We start from the raw sequence: 18,167 nt of genomic DNA on the forward strand, positions 1-18,167 counted from the left end.
ACCGAGACGGCGCCGAACTCGCCCATGGCGCGGGCGTTGCACAAAAGCACGCCGTAAAGCAGCCCCCATTTGATGTTGGGCAGCGTCACATGCCAGAAGGTCTGCCAGCCCGATGCCCCGAGAGACAGTGCTGCCTCCTCGTCGCTACTGCCCTGTTCCTGCATCAACGGGATCAGCTCGCGGGCGACGAAGGGGAAGGTGACGAAGACGGTGGCGAGCACCAGGCCCGGCACGGCAAAGAGGATCTGGATGCCGTGGCTCTGCAACCAGGGACCAAGGACACTGTGCGAGCCGAACAGAAGCACGAAGACGAGGCCGGAGATCACCGGCGAGACCGAGAACGGCAGGTCGATCAGCGTCGTCAGGAAGGCCTTGCCCTTGAACTCGAACTTGGCGATCGCCCAGGCGGCGGCCACCCCGAAGACGAGGTTGAGCGGCACGGCGATGGCGGCGACGATCAGCGTCAGGCGGATGGCGGAAAAGGTTTCGGCATCGCCAAGCGCCAGCACGAATTCCGTCACGCCCTTGCGCAGCGCCTCGGTGAAGACGGCGGCGAGCGGCAAAAGCAAAAACAGCGCGACGAAGGCAAGCGCCGTGATCGTCAGCGTCAGTCGGGCAAAGCGGCTTTCGGAGGTGGCAGCGGCCAGTTCCGGCAGGGCGGCGCGAGGGCCGGAGGCCGGACTGAGGCCGGGACTGGGTGCTGAGGCGGCGGTCAGGTCATGCGACATAGACATATCTCCGCCGGCTCCAGGCCTGGATCGAGTTGATGAGGAGCAGCATGGCAAACGAGATCGCCAGCATGACCGCGGCAATTGCTGTCGCAGCCGCATAGTTGAACTCTTCGAGCCGGATGACGATCAGCAGCGGCGCGATCTCGGAGACATAAGGAAGGTTGCCGGCGATGAAGATCACCGAGCCGTATTCGCCGACACCGCGGGCAAAGGCGAGCGCAAAGCCGGTGAGGCCGGCTGGCAAGAGCCCCGGCAGCAATACCCGGCTGATCGTCTGGAAGCGGCTGGCGCCAAGGGTGGCGGCGGCCTCCTCCACTTCCTTGTCGATCTCCTCCATGATCGGCTGCACGGTCCTGACCACGAAGGGAAGGCCGACGAAGATCAAGGCGATGACGATGCCGGCCGGGGTGAAGGCGATCTTGAGGCCAAGTGGTTCCAGGAACTGGCCGATCCAGCCGTTCGGGGCATAGAGCGTCGTCAGCGCAATGCCGGCAACCGCGGTCGGCAGCGCAAACGGCAGGTCGACCATGGCGTCGATCACCCGCTTGCCGGGGAAACGGTAGCGCACCAATACCCAGGCGAGGATGACACCGAAGACGAGATTGATAACGGCAGCGATAAAGGCCGTGCCGAAGGAGATCTTCAAGGCATTGAGCGTGCGCGGATCAAGCGCCAGCGCCACGAACTGCGCCCAGCCGAGCCCGCTGGCCCGAAACACCAGTCCCGACAACGGGATCAACACGATCAGAACCAGCCAGCTCAGCGTGATCCCGAGCGACAATCCAAATCCAGGCAAAACACTCGGCTGGCGAAATTGCCAGGGTGCAGTCTTCGTCGCATCCGTCAATGGCACTACCTTTGCAGTCTTTACGCGGCACGATGAAACGCGCTTCGCTCGAGGGCTCGGCCCGGCGCGACGCGAAGCAGCGCGCGCAGGCAGGCTCGCCGGCTGCGCGCGCTGTTCAGGTTTTATTGGCCCGGCTTGTAGAGCGTGTCGAAGACACCGCCGTCGCCGAAGAATTTTGGCTGGGCTTCTTTCCAGCCGCCGAAGTCTTCGATGGTGACGAGCTTCAGTTCGCCGAACCGCTTGATATCGGCCGGGTCTGCCGCTGCCGGCTTGAACGGCCGGTAGTAGTGCTTGGCCGCGATCTTCTGGCCGGCATCGCTGTAGAGGTAGCCGAGATAGGCTTCCGCCACCTTGCGTGTACCCTTGGTGTCGACGTTGCCGTCGACGAGCGCTACGGGCGGCTCCGCCTTGATCGAGATCGACGGCGTGACGATCTCGAACTTGTCGGGGCCGAGTTCCTCGAGCGACAGGTAGGCTTCGTTTTCCCAGGCGAGCAGCACGTCGCCGAGGCCGCGCTGCACGAAGGTCGTCGTAGCGCCACGCGCGCCGGTATCGAGCACCGGCACGTGCTTGAAGAGCTCGGTCACATATTCCTGCGCCTTGGCGTCGTCACCGCCATTGGCGGAGCGGCCATAGGCCCAGGCAGCGAGGAAGTTCCAGCGCGCGCCGCCCGAGGTCTTCGGGTTTGGCGTGATCACCTGGATATCGGGCTTGACCAGATCGCCCCAGTCCTTGATGCCCTTGGGGTTGCCTTTGCGCACCAGGAACACGATCGTCGACGTGTAGGGCGCGCTGTTGTTTTCGAACTTCGTCTTCCAGTCTGCCGGGATCTTGCCGGTTTCCTTGGCGATCGCGTCGATGTCCGCTTCGAGCGCCAGCGTCACGACGTCGGCCTGCAGGCCGTCGATGACCGAGCGGGCCTGCTTGCCCGAACCGCCGTGCGACGTCTGGATCGTCACGGTCTCACCGGTGTCCGCCTTCCACTTCTCGGCAAAGGCAGCATTGAAGTCCTTGTAGAGTTCTCGTGTCGGATCATAAGACACGTTCAGGATCGTCGTGTCGGCAAACGCAACACTTGCAGCTCCCAGCTGCAGGCCTCCGAGCACGATTGCCAGTCCCACCATTCCGGTAATTCGTCCAAAGACCATTTCGACCTCCATTGGTTACCAGATAAAACTATCAATTTTGTCGACTGCTACAACGTAAACCGATGACGCCAGAAGCAGCTATGGGGAAATGTCCTATCGTTTTGTCGGGCTTTTCGGGAACGGTTTGCCTGCAACCGCCTCCGCGACCGCGCCAAACCAACGACAGAATACATGGAGAGCGCGAAGCCGCTGTCCAGAAAAAATGCGCGGCGGCGGAAATATTTGGCGGGCATCTGGGAGGAGGCGACGACGGCCGTGCTCGGCCGGCTGAACGCCGAAGGCTTCCTCGGTTACTGGTCGGCGGCTGCCGGGGACGAAGCGGCCTATTCTCGCGACCGCGGCTATGCGGACAGGCTGGTCGGGGCGGAAAAGGTGGTGTTTTCGAGGATGCTGACCGAAGCTCCCTGGGAGCGCACGCGGATCGCGAATGGATCGGTGATGGACGTCGTTTCAGACCTCAAGGCGTCCGGCGAAGGTGACATTCTCGTCAACAGCAGCGCCAGCCTCATCAAGTCGCTCCTTTCGGCCGACATGATCGACAGGCCCTATCTGCTGATCTGCCTGGAGATTGCAGGAGGTGGCGCGCGGCTCTTCGAGGACGGCCTGCCGGGCACGACGTGGCGCGTTGCGCACCAGGAGACGGGTGAGCGGGGCAAGATCGCGCTCGTTTATGACCGGGTCCGCTGAGCGCGGAGCGTCAAGAGTGGCGGCGCGGCAAACGCGCCGCTCAACTATGGCGACCGGCTAAAGCACGTGGCCGCGCGCCACTACCGGCCAGATATCCTTCAGCCTGTCGCCTTCGACGATATGGACGGCGTCGAACATGTTGGTCACGACGCAGGCGTGGTTCGGCACGATCCTCAGCTGCTCGCCGACCTTGAGCCCGATTGGCCCGTCGGTGACGAGGCGGCCGTGTTCCTCAGAGAGCTGGTCGATGCGGATGTCGTCGCGGCCGAGCACGTGGCCGTAGCCGGTGAGGCCGAGTAGATCCGAGGTCAGCACCTTGCTGCCGGCATCGATGATGGCGCGGTTCTCGGAGGGGACCGAGACGACGGTCGCAAGCACCGTCAGCGCGCACTCGTTCCAGCCGGCGACGCCGCGCGAAACCAGCGAGCGGTCGTTGTAGATATAGGTTCCGGGGCGGTATTCGCTGGCAACAGGCGCGCCGTCGGCATGCATCATGCTCGGCGTGCCGCCTGAGGTGATAGCGGGGACAGTGATGCCGTCGGCCTCGATCAACTGCTTCGCCTCGCTCATGAAGGCCTGGACCTTCGCCTGGCCGTTGACGGGCGGATAGGTCATCAGGCCGCCGAACACGAGCCCCTTTGCCTCTTCGATCCGGCGGGCGAGCTTGGCGGCCTCTGCCGGGGAGCCGACACCGCAGCGATCGGCGCCGGTGTTGCATTCGACAAGCACGTGCAGCGGCTTGTCCTTGTCGGCGAAATAGCCGGCGAGCCCGTCGATGACCGTTTCGCTGTCGGCGACGACCGAGAGCGAAACGCGGTCATTGAGCCGCTCCAGCCGCGCCATCTTGGCGTCGCCGAGAATGTTGTAGGTGATCAGCACGTCCTTGATCCGGTCGCTGCCCGCAACCATCGCCTCCGCCTCGGTGACCTTCTGGCAGGTGATGCCGATGGCGCCGGCTTGAAGTTGAAGCTCGGCCATCTGCGGCAGCTTGTGCGTCTTGATGTGGGGGCGCACGCGAATGCCGTGCTCATCCGCATAGGCCTGAAAGCGCTCGATGTTGCGCTTGGCAATTTCAAGATCGACGAGAACGGCCGGGGTTTCGATCGGCAGGGGCATCGCGACTCAACTCCTCTTGGGCGGCGCAGGATCGGGGCGAAACTACCTCAACTGCCCTTGACAAGATATGACCGCGGGCCTTTGATACGTCAATCCATTATTCAAGATTATGATGCATAGTAATAGAATAATGGTGGGGAGGCTAAAAAAGGGAGGAATGAAATGAGCAAGACCGTTTTTGCAGCGGCTGCCGTCGCAGTCATGGCTATGGCCGGCTCGGCCTTGGCCCAGGAGCCGGCGAGCAAGCTGGACGAAGTTATCGCCCGCGGCCATCTGGTCATGGGCACCGGCAGCACCAATGCGCCGTGGCATTTCAAAAGCGCCGACGACAAGCTGCAGGGCTTCGATGTCGACATGGGGCGCATCATCGCCAAGGCCCTCTTCGGCGATCCGGAGAAGATCGAGTTCGTCAACCAGTCGTCCGACGCCCGCATTCCGAACATCACCACCAACAAGGTGGACATCACCTGCCAGTTCATGACGGTGACCGGTGAGCGCGCGCAGCAGATCGCCTTCACCATTCCCTACTATCGCGAGGGCGTGGGCCTGATGCTGAAGGCCGACGGCAAATATGCCGATTACGCTGCGCTCAAGGCCGGCGGCTCGTCCGTCACCGTATCCGTCCTGCAGAACGTCTATGCCGAGGCCATGGTGCATGCCGCCTTGCCGGAAGCGACGGTGGACCAGTACGAGTCCGTCGACCTTATCTATCAGGCGCTGGAATCCGGTCGTGCCGACACGGTCGCCACCGACCAGTCGTCGCTCGCCTGGTACATGACGCAGAACCCCAACCGCTACAAGGATGCCGGCTACGGCTGGAACCCGCAGACCTATGCCTGCGGCGTCAAGCGCGGCGACCAGGACTGGTTGAACTTCGTCAACACCGCACTGCACGAGGCGATGACCGGCGTCGAGTTCGATTTCTATGCGAAGTCGTTCAAGACCTGGTTCGGCAAGGACCTTGCTCCGCCGCAGATCGGATTCCCGGTCGAGTACAAGTAAGCCTCTCCGGGGCGATCCCGCCGCCTGCGGGGTCGTCCTGCGTCCTTCGGCATGGGTGGCTGAAACATGGGCTATACTCTGAATTTTGCCGCCGTCTGGCGCTCTTTCGATCTTCTGCTCGAAGGGCTGGCGCTCAGTCTCGGCCTCGCATTCGCGGCAATCCTTGCGGGTTGCCTGATCGGTCTCGTCACCGCTATCGGGCTGGTGTCGAAAAACCTGTTCCTGCGCAAGCCGGCCGGCCTCTATGTGACCGTCATCCGCAACACGCCGATCCTGGTGCTGGTGCTGTTCAGTTACTTCGCCTTGCCGCAGCTCGGCGTCAGGCTCGGCAAGATCGAGAGCTTCGTGCTGACGCTGGCGATCTATTCCGGCGCCTATCTCGCCGAAGTCTTCCGCGGTGGGCTGCTTTCAGTTCCGCCGGGGCAGCGCGAGGCGGGGCTGGCGATCGGGCTCACGGAAATGCAGATACGCACCTCGATCATCCTTCCCTTGATGCTGCGCAACGTCCTGCCATCCTTGAGCAGCACGATGATCTCGCTGTTCAAGGACACTTCGCTTGCAGCCGCGATCGCAGTACCCGAACTGACCTTCGAGGCGCGCAAGATCAATGTCGAGACCTTTCGGGTGATCGAAACCTGGATCGTTGCGAGCTGCCTCTATGTCGCCACCTGCTCGGTATTGGCCGCCTTGATGCGCGCGGTCGAGCGCCGTCTCTCCGTGCCGAGGTGATCGCCATGGATTTTCCAGCATTTCTCGACCAGCTCTGGCTCGCCCGCATTCCCTTGCTGAAGGGGCTTGGTGTCTCGATCTCGATCTCCTTCCTGTCGATCGTCGTCGGAACGGTGCTCGGCGTCTTCGTCGGCCTGGCGCTCACCTATGGCTATCGCCCGGTGCAATGGGTCGTGCGCGGCTATACGGATTTCATCCGTGGCACGCCGGTGCTGGTGCTCGTTCTGGCGAGCTACTATGTGCTTAGCACCGTCGGTATCGATCTCGGGCCCTTCCAGGCCGGCATCCTGGCGCTCTCGGTCTTCTGCAGTTCGCATGTCGGCGAACTCGTCCGCGGCGCCCTGCAGGCGATCCCGAAGGGGCAGACGGAGGCGGCGAAAGCCATCGGCCTGACATTCTCGCAGACCTTCGTCTACGTGCTCGGGCCGCAGGCGTTGCGGCAGGCGCTGCCGGCCTGGGTCAATACGGCGGCCGAGATGGTCAAGGCCTCGACGCTTCTGTCGATCATCGGCGTCGCCGAGCTTTTGCTTCGCACCCAGGAGCAGATCTCCCGCAGCTTCATGAGCCTGGAGTTCTATTTCTTCGCCGGCTTCCTCTATTTCGTCATCAACTACAGCATCGAGCGCTTCGGCCGTTACGTCGAACGCAAGACCGCTGTCCCATCCTGAGGCTTCGGCTCCGATGACCCAGACACTGCTTGAAATCCGTGACCTCCACAAACGCTACGGCGCCGTCGAAGTGCTGAAGGGCGTCGACTGCACCATGGCGCAAGGGGAGGTCATCTCCATCATCGGCTCCAGCGGCTCGGGCAAGACGACGATGCTGCGCTGTATCAACATGCTGGAGGAGTTTCAGGGCGGCTCGATCCGCATAGACGGCCAGGAGATCGGCTACGAGACCGTGGGCGGCCAACGCCGCCGCAAGAAGGAAAAGGAAATCGCCCGCCAGCGGGCGATGACCGGCATGGCCTTCCAGCAGTTCAACCTCTTCCCGCATATGACCGCGGCCAGAAACATCATGCTCGGCCTGATGAAGGTCCGCGGTATGGGACGCGATGAGGCGCGGGCGGTTGCCGAGAAATGGCTGGACCGTGTCGGGCTGCTCTCACGCATGGATCATTATCCCGGCCAGCTCTCCGGCGGCCAGCAGCAGCGCGTGGCGATCGCCCGGGCGATCGCAATGAACCCGAAGCTGATGCTGTTCGATGAAGTGACCTCGGCGCTCGATCCCGAACTCGTCAACGAGGTGCTGCAGGTGATCAAGGGGCTTGCCGAAGACGGCATGAGCATGCTGCTCGTCACCCACGAAATGCGCTTTGCCTATGAGGTCTCGACGCGCGTGATCTTCATGAACCAGGGCCGCATCGGCGAAGAGGGCAACCCGAAGGAAATGTTCGTGAAGCCGCAGACCGAGCGCCTGGCGGAGTTCCTGAAAAGCTCGTCCTTCAATTGATTTAGGGCCTATGATCGGGCCGGCCGCCGCGAGAGCGACGGCCGGCTGTTGTTTGTCGCGAAAGGCTCAGCCTTTCGCCAGCGACCGGCCGCTTTGCGGATCGAAGAGATGCAGCGCATCGGCCTCGATGCTGAATGCGCGCTCGTCGCCGGCCAGAAGCGAACTGCGCGGCGGCAGGCAGGCGGTAATGCGCTGTTCGCCGATCCGCGCCGTGGTGACGAGCTCGGGGCCCGTGAGCTCAACCACTTCGACGCGCGCCTTGAATTGCGGCGCGGCCTCGTTGCCGGCGGCCAGCCGCAGTGCTTCAGGACGAATGCCGACCTTGACGCGCTGACCATCGGAGACCAGGCCGCGAAAATGGGGCGGCAGGGCGATTGCCTGATCACCGCCGGCGATCGTCACCGTGCCTTGCGCAACGGTCGCGTCCAAAATGTTCATCGGCGGCGAGCCGACGAAGCCGGCGACATAGAGCGTGGCGGGCCGGTCGTAGATCTCTTCCGGTGTGCCCAGTTGCTCGATCCGGCCGTCGCGCATCACGGCGATGCGGGTTGCGAGCGTCATAGCCTCGATCTGGTCGTGTGTGACGTAGACGACGGTCGTCTTCAACATCTGGTGCAGGCGCTTGAGCTCGGTGCGCATTTCCATGCGCAGCTTGGCGTCGAGGTTGGACAGCGGCTCGTCGAAGAGGAAGACCTGCGGATTGCGCACCAGTGCGCGGCCGATCGCGACGCGCTGCCGCTGGCCGCCGGAGAGCTGGCTTGGCTTGCGCTCGAGCAGGTTTTCGATCTGCAGCAGTTTTGCCGTCTCCGCCACCGCCTTTTCGCGCTCGGCCGAGGGGACCTTGCGCATTTCAAGGCCGAAGCCGATGTTCCGCGCGACGCTCATGTTCGGATAGAGCGCATAGGACTGGAACACCATGGCGATGTCGCGGTCCTTCGGATGCGCGCCGAGAATTGAGCGCTCGCCGATGCGGATGTCGCCGCCGCTTGGCTCCGCCAGTCCGGCGATGATGTTGAGAAGTGTGGACTTGCCGCAGCCGGATGAGCCGAGAAGGACCAGGAACTCGCCACTTTCGAGCGCGATGTCGATGCCCTTCAGCGTCTCGACCTCGCCATAGCGCTTGTGAATGTTCTCAATCGCAAGTGCGCTCATGCGCGGGTCTCCTGAAGGTAGGACGAAAGCGGTTGGCCGTAGCTGCGCGGCAGGGTGGAGATCGCTTCGGAAGCGATGGCGACGCCGGTTCGAAGGCATGCTTCCACGGGCATTTCGGCGGCAAGTGCCGCGAGGAAACCGGCATTGAAGACGTCGCCGGCGCCGATCGTGTCGACCACGGCGACGACGGGTGCTGCCGCCGACGAAAGGCGGCCTGCCGCGTCAATGGCTATCGCGCCATGCGATCCGCGCTTGACGACGACGATCGCGCCTTCGGGCATATGTTTTCGGAGTTCGCGTGCCGCTTCGGCCGGGTCGGCGACACCCGTCAGCGTCGTCGTTTCGACCTCGTTGAACAGAGCCAGCCGGCAGCGCTTGAGCCAGCCGATGGCCGCCGCACAGTTCGCCTCCGTCCAGCCGTCAAGCGGCCAGCCGGTGTCGAGGGCCACCGCAATGTCGTGCGCATCGGCCCAGTCGAAGAACCGGTCGTAGTCTGCCGTCAGCGCGTCGGTCAGGAATGAACCGGTCAGGAGCGCGTAACCGCCGCGCAACTGCTCGCCGTCGAGCATGGCGCGGACTTCCTCGAAGCTTAAGAGTGGCAGGTGCCCGCGCGTGGTGAAGAACGTGCGCTCGCCGTCCGGATGGGTGATGCCGACCGAGAGGGTGGTTCCGACAGTCTCGACCGGCCACGCCTTCGACCGCTCGGGAAAGGCCTGCCTCAGCCAGGTGCCGAACTGGTCGTTGCCGACATTGGCGGCGATCGCATAGTCGACGCCGAGCGAATCCCAGGCAAGCGCGCTGTTGCCGGCGCAACCGCCGACGCGCAACTCGTCATGGTCGACGATGATTTCGGTTCCGGCCTTGGGCCAGGGGGCCGCCGGCCCAAGAATGAGGTCGACATTGGCGTTGCCGACGACGGCAAGAGGACGCATCGTTATTCGCTCCGGGTAATCTTGGTCGAGCGCACGGGAGTGCCGGCATTTTCGACGCGGGCCGCCGCAAAGGCGATCATGAAGGACTGGGCAACCGGCAACATGGCGAAGATCGCCGCCAGGCCGGAAGCCGGCGCAAAGGGAATGGTGTTGACGCCATCGATTGCCGCCTCACCGGAAGCGTCGAAGACGATGACCGGCGAACCGGCTTCGGCGGCGGAGATCGCCATGGCGCGAACGAGCTCGGCGGTTGCATCCGTTCCACGAAAGAGAACGACACCAACCGAAGGGCCGAGCATTTCCATAGGCCCATGCCGGAGCTGGCCGCCTTCGAGCGAGAAACAGGGCAGGCGCGAGAGTTCGGTCAAGCCGAGACCGATCGCCTCGGCCAGTCCCTGCAGGCGACGGCCCGAGGTGACGACGGAGCGAACGTTGCTCAGGGCCGCAAGCGCTGCGGACGTATCCGGCGATTGCGGGTTTTCCAACGCGGAAAGCGCTTCGCCGGGGTCATCGCCGAGGGCTGCGAGGACGGAGAGGTGCAGGGCGAAGCTGATCGTCAGGCTGCGGGTCGCGGCAAAGGCCTTTTCGGTCCCGCCGACGCCGACCAGCGAAGGCGCGCTCTTTGCCAGGAAGGAGCTCCCCTCCAGCGTCAGCCCGAACGTATGGGGCGTTCCGCCATTGGTCTCGGCGAACCAGCGCAGCACCTCGGCGCTTTCACCGGACTGCGAAGTGATGAGGATCGTCTTCTCCTCGATCGACAGCGGCTGGCCGAGCTGCTCTGAAAGCGGCAGGGCGACGGCGTCGATGCCATGAGCGCGGTAGAGCGGTTCGACGGCGCGGCCGACCGCATGCGAGCCGCCCATGCCGAGCAGCAGGAGTTTGCCGGTCGCTTTCAGCGAGCGGGCAATCTCTGCGGCGCGCGGTGCTGCGCCGCGGACGGAGGCGACCGCATCGGCGGCCTGGCGCGCCATTTCACGATCGATTGCGGCGAGCCCTGCGGGGCGTTCCGAAGTGGTCATGGCCGTCATCCCTTCACACCGCCGCTGGTAAGCCCGGAGATCAGGGCACGTTGCATGACGAGGCCGATCAAGACCGGGGGCAGGGCGGCCAGCACCCCGGCTGTGGCGATCAGCCCGTAATCGGAGACACGGCCGCCGGCGAGATCGGAAATGGCAACCGTAAGCGTCTTCGCGCGCAGGTCCGACGTGAAGAGCAGCGCGTAGAAGAATTCGTCCCAGGCAAGCAGGAAGGCAAAGAGTGCCGATGTCGCCATGACGGGTGCTGCGAGCGGCAGGGTGATGAGCCGCAGGATCTGGTCGAGGCGGGCGCCGTCGATCATCGCCGCACTCTCGATTTCCTTCGGAATGGAGTCAAAGCCGGATTTCAAGAGCCAGGTGGTGAAGGGCGCGAGGATGGTGAGGTAGACGAGCGCCAGGCCGAACACCGAGTTCAGAAGCCCGAGATAGGCAAGCCCCATGTAGAGCGGCACGGCGAGCGCCACCGGCGGCAGCATGTAGGTGGCGATCACCGCATAGAGCGACCAGGAGACATTTGACGTGCGCGATACCGCCCAGGCTGCCGGAATGGCGACCGCGATTGCTGCCAGCGTCGCCATGCCGGCGACCTTCAGGCTGTTGAACAGCGAAGCGGTGAAGGCCGCACCCGCGCTGTTCTCGATCGTCGACAGTAGCAGCCGGTAGCGCGAGAGGTCGATTTCCTCCGGCCACCAGTTGAGCGGTTTCGCCGAGAGGTCGGCGGCCGACGAAATGCTCATGACGAAGAGCCAGAGGATCGGGGCGAGAATGATCGCCGCCAAGAGCAGTGCCGCCGCATAGACGAAAACGGTAAAGATTGGGCTTTGGCGTTCCATCACGAGGCTCCCGCGGCTTTGCGCACCATGGCCGCGTAGGCAACGGCGAGCACGGTGACGAGCAGGGTGACGATCAGCGCCAGCGAGGCGCCGGATCCCGCCCGCTGGAAGGAGAAGGCTTCCTGGTAGACGAGGATCGACAGGGTGCGGGTGCTGTTGGCCGGACCACCGCGCGTCATCACCCAGATGAGGTCGAAGACCTTGAAGGCCTCGATGGTACGCAGCACCAGCGCTACCAGCAGCGGGCCCGCGAGATAGGGCATGATGACGTAGCGGAAACGGTTGAAGGGGCCCGCGCCGTCGACGAGCGAGGCAGCGGTGATATCTCGCGGCACGGCCTGAAGGGCTGCAAGCGCGATCAGCGCGACCAGCGGGAAATTCTTCCAGCAATCGGCGACGATCAATGCCGTCAGCGCCGAGCCGGGCTCGCCGAGCCAGGAGCGGTATCCGTTGATCAGGCCGATCTGCGTCAGGGCGGCGTTCAACGCGCCGTATTCCGGGTTGTAGATCAGCCGCCAAAGTGTGGCGTTGACCACGGTCGGTAGCGCCCAGGGCAGGATCATCAGGGCTCTGAGCGCCGTGCGGCCGCGGAACTGCTGGTTGAGCAGCAGCGCTGCGAGCACGCCGAGCACCATTTCGGCGGTAACCGAGACGACCGCGAACCAGGTCGTCGTGATGAATGCACGCAGGAAGTTCGAGCCGCCAAGCATCTTCGCATAGTTGTCGAAGCCGACGAACGCGCCTTCCGTGCCGACGAGCTTGGCGTCGGTGAAGGAAAGCCTGACCGTGTCGATCAACGGCCAGCCGATGACGGCGATCATCACCGCCAGCAGCGGCAGCATGAGCAGCCATGCGCGCGTTGTTATCCAGGTGCCGGACATAGGATGGAAACCTTCTCGGGCCTAGGGAGCCCCGTCATGCTATCGCATATTGCCCCGGACCGTAATCGACCCAAGCGAATGATGCGCCAAATCAAAGTGTTAAAGCGTGGCAGCGCTGCCGCCGATTCCCGCGGTCCCCGGGCGGTCTCCCGCCCGGGGCTTGGGAGGGCGGCTCAAAGGCCGCTGTTTACGGCCGCCGTCTTCAGGGCGTCTTCGGCCGAGGCCTGGCCGAGAAGCGCTTCCTGGATCGCCTGTTGAAGGGCGGTCGAAAGTTCCTGGTACTTGGGGGTCGTCGGACGCGGATACATGGCAGCGAGGCCAAGCTTGGCGGCGCCGATCAGCTCTTCCTGGCCCTTGGTGACGCTGGCGTCCTCATAGGAGGAGGCCCAGATCGGCAGGCTGAGCTTGGCGTAGGCGTTCTGCGTCTGCTGCGAGGTCATGTAGACGATGTACTTCCAGGCCTCGTCCGGGCTCTTGCTGGTCGAGGTGACGCCGAGGCCCATCGAGCCGTTGACGGCCGAGACTTCGCTCTTGCCGGCCACGCCCGGGGCCGGCACGACGCCGACCTTGCCCGCGACCTTGCTTTCCTTCGGATCGTTGGCGAGGTTGTACATATAGGTCCAGTTGAGCGCGAAGGCGGCTTCGCCGTTCTGGAACACCTTACGCACGTCCTCCTCCAGGAATTCCTTGGAGTTCGGATTGGTGAGGCCCGAGGTGTAGCTTGTCACCATGTAGTTGAGCGCATCGAGACCGCCGCCGGTGGTAAAGGCCGGCTTGCCGCCGTCGATGAACTTGCCGCCATAGGCGCTGACGAGCGTGGTGTAGTCGCAGATCGCGGCTTCGGCCTGCGACCAGCTCCATGCGATCGGGGTTGTGAGCAGGCCCTTGTCCTTGATGACCTTGGCCTGTTCGGCAAGCTCGTCCCAAGTCTTCGGCGGTGCCTTGATGCCGGCCTTCTCCAGGATTTCCTTGTTGTAGAACAGGTACTTGGTGTCGAGGATCCAGGGCATGCCGTAGCGCTTGCCGTCGTATTCGACCGTGGTCCAGGCGCCGGGCAGCACGCCGGACTTCATCTCGTCGGTGATGCGGTCGCTGACATCGACGAGCACCTTGTTGGCGGCATATTCGGCCGGCCAGATCACGTCGAAGAGCACGACGTCGTAACCGCTGCCGGAGCCCTGTGCCAGCACGGTCTTGTCGTGCAGGCCTTCATAGGGAACGAATTCGAGATTGACCTTCACATCCGGGTTGGCCTTGGTGAAGGCCTCGGTCATCGCGCGCACATCCGCCTCGCTATAGGCGGCCTGTGCCATGAACAGTGCGTTGAGTGTCGTTTCCGCATGCGCGTGGCCAGCGAAGGAGACGCCGGCAAGGGTCGCGCAAAGCAGCGTCGTTCTTATGGATTTCAACATTTCCATCTCCCAATGACAAAAGCGTTTCAGATTTCCCGGCATGCCTTATGTGGCACGCCGCATGCGAGAAGTCCGCCCTTCACGAAGCGGCTTTCGACATATCAATTGGAGCGCTCGCGGTGGTCCTGCCGCCGCTGTCGTTCCCCCGAAGCTCTTTTCGGCCTCTAATAAGTCAATTGTCTTGACTTATTTTTTGTTCAATATTCTAAGAGTGTCAAGAGGGGTTTTTGGATGAACGATATGCGCCTGATCCGGGCGAAGAGCGGCACCAATCAGGAGGGGACGAGCGCGCATAACCGCCGCGTCATGATAGACGCGTTGCGGCTGAACGGGCAATTGTCCCGCGCTGACCTCGCCCGCGCAACGGCACTGACGAAGCAGACCGTTTCCAACATCATCGAGGATCTGGAGCGCGACGGGCTGGTCGAGTCGCTGGAAGCCGTACGCAACGGCCGTGGGCAGCCTTCGACGCCCTACCGGCTGGTGCCGGAGGGTGCGTTCGCGATTGGGCTGCAGATCGACCGGCACGTGACGCGTACGATCGCGGTCGATCTCGTCGGCCGGGTGCTCGCCCGCGGCGAGGCCAACCTACCGGCCGGCGGACCGGCGACCGGGGTCAGGACCATCCTTGAGCTGATCGAAAAGACCCGCCGCGACCTGACGGCGCTTGCGCCGCATTCGGAAGATCGCCTCGTTGGGCTTGGCGCGGCCATGCCCGGTCCCTTCGGCGTGGAGGCCGATGCCGACGACCCCTGGATGATGGCGGCCTGGCAGAACTTTCCGCTGCTCGAAACCCTTGCTGCCGGCACCGGGCTCGATGTCGGTCTGCAGAACGACGCCGCCGCAGCCGCCACCGCCGAGCGTATGGTCGGCGCGGCGCATGGCGTCGATCATGCGATCTGCATTTACTTCGGCTATGGCCTCGGCGCGGGCCTGATCCTCAACGGCGAACTTTATCGCGGTGCGAACGGCAATGCCGGCGAGATCGGCATGATCCTCAGCCTGCCGCGCGGCGCCAGCTCGGACGAGCGCATGCCGCTCGAACACCGCGCCTCGATCGCTTCGCTGTGCAAGCTTCTGGACCTCGACCCCGCCGATCCGGACCTCTATGCACGCATCGATGCTGTGGCAGAGAGCCCGGACCAAAGGCTGCTGCGGTGGATCGATGCCGCCGCCTTTGAAATGTGCGCGGCCGTCCAGACGCTGGAAACGATCTTCGACCCGCAAACGGTGATCCTCTGCGGTGGCCTGCCGCCGGGCCTTGCGCGCCTGCTGGCGGACGCGATGATGCCGCTGCTTCCGTCGATAGCCGAACGGCGAGACCGTACACTTCCTCGGCTGCAGGTCGGCTTCACCGATCCTTGGGCGGTGGCGATCGGCGCTGCCGCCGAGCCGATCAGCCGGACCTTCGATCCGCGCTTTTCCGCGATCCTCAAGACCCGGGCTGGCGCCGCCATCTGACCGCCGGCTTTCGACGACCAGGTCCGGGGTTCGTCCAGACGGGCGAGTTCCGCAAACTCGGTGCCGAGAAAATCGAGCAGGGCGCGGACGGAGGGAAGCAGGCCGCGCCGCGACGGGAAGGCAGCATGAATGATGCCGGCCTTCGGCGCCCAATCGGGCAGAACGTCCACAAGCGTGCCGTCTTTCAGGTCCTGCCGCACGACCATGGTCGGCAGCTGGCAGATGCCGACGCCGTTGAGCGCGGCGAGCCGCAGGGCCACCATGTCTTCGGTTACGAGGCGTGGCCGATGTCGGACGATCGCGGTCGCGCCGTTGGGACCGTCGAGCCGCCAGTCGTGGCTTTGGCGGTCGGGGTTCCAGGCAAGGCTCGGCAGGCCGCCGAGATCCGCCGGTGCCGGCGGGTTGCTCAAACCGGCAAGCAGCCTGGGGCTGGCGACCAGCCTTTGTTTGCTCTCGGCGAACCGCTTTACGACGAGATCGCTTTCCTCGAGCGGCGGGAAGCGCACGCGGATGGCGACATCGATGCCTTCACGCAGAACGTCGACGCGGCGATTGGTGCTTTCGAGCACGACCTGCACCTTCGGCCGCGACGGTGGCGGCATTACGCCGTCGCCTCCGAACTGCAGCGCACCTGGCATCGCGACGACGCCCAGCAGTGGGCCGAGATCTACACCAAGGTCTTCCCGGAATATCAGCTGCTGATCGAAAGCTACCTCAAGGCCCAGCAGGTCGAGAAGGATCAGGAACAGCTGGACTCGCAGCGCGGCTAAGGCCCGCGTCGGGCAAGCGAATGAAGCACCCACGGCAGATATTCTGCCGTGGGTGTTTTGTCTTGGCAGTCAGCGGCGGTCGATTTCCAGAATGGTCTGGAACAGGACCTCGGCGCCGCGGGCACACTCCTCGGGCGCGGTGTATTCCGCCTCGTTGTGCGAGAGCCCGTCCTTGGATGGCACGAAGATCATGGCGGTCGGGGTGATCGTCGCCATATGGGCGGCATCATGCCCGGCACCGGAGACCATGTCGGTCGCCGAATAGCCGAGCGCTTCCGTGCTGGCGCGCACGGCGTTCACGATCGCCGGATCGAAAACGACCGGTGCCTTCGACCAGATGTGATTCAAGGCGACGCCTGGCCCAGCCTTGCGGACAGCGTCTTCAAGGGCCGCTTGCATCTGATTGAGCCCGGTCTCGGACGGATGGCGCATGTCGATCTGGAGTCGAACGGAACCGGGCACGACATTGCGCGAATTCGGACCCACCTCGACGAAGCCGACGGTGCCGACACCCGGCGGGTTTTGACGGGCGATGTCGCGGACGGCAAGGACGACCTCGGCCGCCGCTACAAGTGCATCGTCGCGCTGCGCCATCGGCGTGCTGCCCGCATGCGCCTCAGTGCCGGTGATGACGACATCGAACCAGCGCAGCCCTTGGATGCCGGTGACGACACCGACCTCCGTCGCCGACGCTTCGAGCAGCGGTCCCTGCTCGATATGGAGCTCGACATAGGCGGCAAAGGAAGCCGGATCGACCTTGGCCTCGCCGCGATAGCCGATCGCATCGAGCGCCGAGCCGACCGTGACACCTTCGCGGTCGCTGCGCGCCCGGGCGTCATCGATCGACAGCGCGCCGGCAAAGACGCCGGAGCCCAACATTGCCGGCGAGAAGCGCGAGCCTTCCTCGTTCGTCCAGTTGACGACCACGAGCGGATGGCGGAGCCGGGTGGCGCTTTCCCTGAGGGTGCGCAGGATTTCGACCCCGGCAAGCACGCCGAGAATGCCGTCGAAGCGGCCGCCTTGCGGCTGGGTATCGAGATGGCTGCCGACGGCGATGGCCGGCAGCGACATGTCCTCGCCGGCATAGGTCGCAAAGATGTTGCCAATTGCGTCGACCTCGACCGTGCAGCCGAGCGTGCGGCATTCGGAAACGAACCAGTCGCGGACCTGCCGGTCCTCCTCGGTCAAAGTCAGGCGCGTGACGCCGCCCTTGTCCGCAGCGCCGAAACGCGCGGTCGAGATGATGTCGGCCCACAGCCGGTCACCGTTCGTCGCCGGCGTGTTGATGCGGGTCGTTTCGCTGCGCATGGCTTCGGTGCTCATTTCTGCTGCTCCGGCGCGTCCTTGTTGAGCCGGTAGCGGAAATCGCAATGGGAGGCGCCCTGCATTACCGTCTGGGTGCGCTCCAGCGTAATGCGCGGGTCGTAGCCGGTGCAGAAGACGCCGTCGCGGTTGCAGGACAGCAGGTGTCCGATGTGGCCAAGCCCCATCTCGCGATAGGTCTCGGCGTAGCGACAGCGCTTGACGTTGTAGTGGAATTCCTCGTCCGTCGCCTTCGTCACCTCGATGACGAGCGCGTCGTCCTGGGTCCAGAGATCCTGAAGTTCCTGGAAGGTGCGCAGGTTGGTTCCGCCGGGTGTCTTTGCGGCAAAGGTCCGGCCCGCCTCGATCGCGGCCTTGGTGATTGCCTTATCGAGGATCGCCTGGGCGCGCTCCTCGCCGATCTCCTCGCGCATCGCCTCATAGATCGGCGCGATGATGCCGGCCTCGATGCGGCGGCGCGCGAGAATTCCGATCTCGCCATCCATCGCGACGCGCGAATCGGTGTTTTGGTTGTCCGTCTTGTCCATGCAATGCCTCCCTGTCTGCCTCGGGGCAGATCAACAGAGAACAGGATACTACGCCGGGCATGCTGCTGTGTTGCAAATCCGTGCCGGAAAGATTCCTTCAGGCGCAAATACTTTGCGCCATTCCGTC

Annotated in this window: 18 protein-coding genes and 1 pseudogene; 6 read left to right on the forward strand and 13 right to left on the reverse strand. The window is 64.0% G+C overall.

Annotated elements, in window-relative coordinates:
• The 3 genes from IB277_RS12720 to IB277_RS12730 all read right to left on the reverse strand — a co-directional run.
• Positions 1–728: sulfate ABC transporter permease (locus IB277_RS12720; protein ID WP_192339878.1), on the reverse strand; the 728-nt coding region annotated here is incomplete at its 3' end.
• The gene (cysT, locus tag IB277_RS12725) at positions 718–1,578 is read right to left on the reverse strand and encodes a sulfate ABC transporter permease subunit CysT (RefSeq protein WP_210339605.1); all 861 of its coding nucleotides are present in this window, start codon (positions 1,576–1,578) and stop codon (positions 718–720) included. The genes cysT and IB277_RS12720, both read right to left, overlap by 11 nt.
• A gap of 122 nt (positions 1,579–1,700) precedes the next feature.
• A complete protein-coding gene (locus tag IB277_RS12730; RefSeq protein WP_370689622.1) occupies positions 1,701–2,702 on the reverse strand; it encodes a sulfate ABC transporter substrate-binding protein in 1,002 nt (333 codons plus the stop codon).
• 246 nt (positions 2,703–2,948) lie between these two features.
• Between IB277_RS12730 and IB277_RS12735 the strand changes: the two genes are divergently transcribed.
• Entirely contained in the window at positions 2,949–3,413 is a 465-nt protein-coding gene (locus tag IB277_RS12735) for a dihydrofolate reductase family protein (RefSeq protein WP_060586054.1), read from the forward strand.
• Between the two features lie 57 nt (positions 3,414–3,470).
• Here the strand turns inward: IB277_RS12735 and IB277_RS12740 are convergent, their stop codons facing one another.
• Positions 3,471–4,529 (reverse strand): D-TA family PLP-dependent enzyme, encoded by a 1,059-nt coding sequence (locus IB277_RS12740; RefSeq protein ID WP_060586056.1) that lies wholly within the window; start codon positions 4,527–4,529, stop codon positions 3,471–3,473.
• Between the two features lie 162 nt (positions 4,530–4,691).
• Between IB277_RS12740 and IB277_RS12745 the strand changes: the two genes are divergently transcribed.
• The 4 genes from IB277_RS12745 to IB277_RS12760 all read left to right on the forward strand — a co-directional run bounded on the left by IB277_RS12745 (position 4,692) and on the right by IB277_RS12760 (position 7,712).
• Positions 4,692–5,531, forward strand: a complete 840-nt coding sequence (locus IB277_RS12745) for a transporter substrate-binding domain-containing protein (protein WP_060521812.1) — start codon at positions 4,692–4,694, stop codon at positions 5,529–5,531.
• Between the two features lie 66 nt (positions 5,532–5,597).
• A complete protein-coding gene (locus tag IB277_RS12750; protein WP_192371015.1) occupies positions 5,598–6,260 on the forward strand; it encodes an amino acid ABC transporter permease in 663 nt (220 codons plus the stop codon).
• A gap of 5 nt (positions 6,261–6,265) precedes the next feature.
• A complete protein-coding gene (locus IB277_RS12755) occupies positions 6,266–6,928 on the forward strand; it encodes an amino acid ABC transporter permease (RefSeq protein ID WP_034799100.1) in 663 nt (220 codons plus the stop codon).
• A gap of 13 nt (positions 6,929–6,941) precedes the next feature.
• A complete protein-coding gene (locus tag IB277_RS12760) occupies positions 6,942–7,712 on the forward strand; it encodes an amino acid ABC transporter ATP-binding protein (protein WP_060586059.1) in 771 nt (256 codons plus the stop codon).
• A 66-nt stretch (positions 7,713–7,778) separates the two neighbouring features.
• On the opposite strand, the gene IB277_RS12765 is transcribed toward IB277_RS12760, so the two are convergent.
• The 6 genes from IB277_RS12765 to IB277_RS12790 all read right to left on the reverse strand — a co-directional run bounded on the left by IB277_RS12765 (position 7,779) and on the right by IB277_RS12790 (position 13,959).
• Positions 7,779–8,864: an ABC transporter ATP-binding protein gene (locus IB277_RS12765; protein ID WP_060586061.1), complete on the reverse strand. Its 1,086-nt coding sequence runs from the start codon at positions 8,862–8,864 to the stop codon at positions 7,779–7,781.
• On the reverse strand, positions 8,861–9,796 hold the full coding sequence (locus IB277_RS12770; RefSeq protein ID WP_112974712.1) for a carbohydrate kinase family protein: 936 nt from the start codon (positions 9,794–9,796) through the stop codon (positions 8,861–8,863). Before IB277_RS12770 ends, IB277_RS12765 begins: the two co-directional genes overlap by 4 nt.
• Positions 9,797–9,798: 2 nt before the next feature.
• Positions 9,799–10,815 (reverse strand): SIS domain-containing protein, encoded by a 1,017-nt coding sequence (locus IB277_RS12775; RefSeq protein WP_371813591.1) that lies wholly within the window; start codon positions 10,813–10,815, stop codon positions 9,799–9,801.
• A gap of 5 nt (positions 10,816–10,820) precedes the next feature.
• Positions 10,821–11,666, reverse strand: coding sequence for a carbohydrate ABC transporter permease (locus IB277_RS12780; protein ID WP_043613640.1), 846 nt, complete (start codon positions 11,664–11,666; stop codon positions 10,821–10,823).
• Complete coding sequence (locus tag IB277_RS12785; protein ID WP_112974713.1) at positions 11,666–12,547, reverse strand: carbohydrate ABC transporter permease; 882 nt, start codon at positions 12,545–12,547, stop codon at positions 11,666–11,668. The genes IB277_RS12780 and IB277_RS12785 overlap by 1 nt, the downstream gene beginning before the upstream one ends.
• Positions 12,548–12,720: 173 nt before the next feature.
• Positions 12,721–13,959 carry an extracellular solute-binding protein gene (locus IB277_RS12790; RefSeq protein ID WP_112974772.1) on the reverse strand — a complete coding sequence of 413 codons (1,239 nt, stop codon included), beginning with the start codon at positions 13,957–13,959 and terminating at the stop codon, positions 12,721–12,723.
• Positions 13,960–14,190: 231 nt separating this feature from the next.
• On the opposite strand from IB277_RS12790, the gene IB277_RS12795 reads away from it, so the two are divergent.
• Positions 14,191–15,420 (forward strand): ROK family transcriptional regulator, encoded by a 1,230-nt coding sequence (locus IB277_RS12795; RefSeq protein ID WP_112974714.1) that lies wholly within the window; start codon positions 14,191–14,193, stop codon positions 15,418–15,420.
• A gap of 113 nt (positions 15,421–15,533) precedes the next feature.
• Here IB277_RS12795 and IB277_RS12800 read toward each other — a convergent pair.
• The 3 genes and pseudogenes from IB277_RS12800 to IB277_RS12815 all read right to left on the reverse strand — a co-directional run.
• Positions 15,534–16,058: pseudogene (locus tag IB277_RS12800) on the reverse strand (LysR substrate-binding domain-containing protein); the annotation flags it as partial.
• 201 nt (positions 16,059–16,259) lie between these two features.
• Positions 16,260–17,513, reverse strand: coding sequence for a Zn-dependent hydrolase (locus tag IB277_RS12810; RefSeq protein ID WP_246812599.1), 1,254 nt, complete (start codon positions 17,511–17,513; stop codon positions 16,260–16,262).
• Positions 17,510–18,040, reverse strand: a complete 531-nt coding sequence (locus IB277_RS12815) for an L-2-amino-thiazoline-4-carboxylic acid hydrolase (protein ID WP_060586073.1) — start codon at positions 18,038–18,040, stop codon at positions 17,510–17,512. The genes IB277_RS12810 and IB277_RS12815 overlap by 4 nt, the downstream gene beginning before the upstream one ends.
• Positions 18,041–18,167: the final 127 nt, after the last annotated feature.

It is taken from the genome of Ensifer sp. ENS07 (assembly GCF_014852185.1).
Classification (GTDB): domain Bacteria; phylum Pseudomonadota; class Alphaproteobacteria; order Rhizobiales; family Rhizobiaceae; genus Ensifer; species Ensifer adhaerens.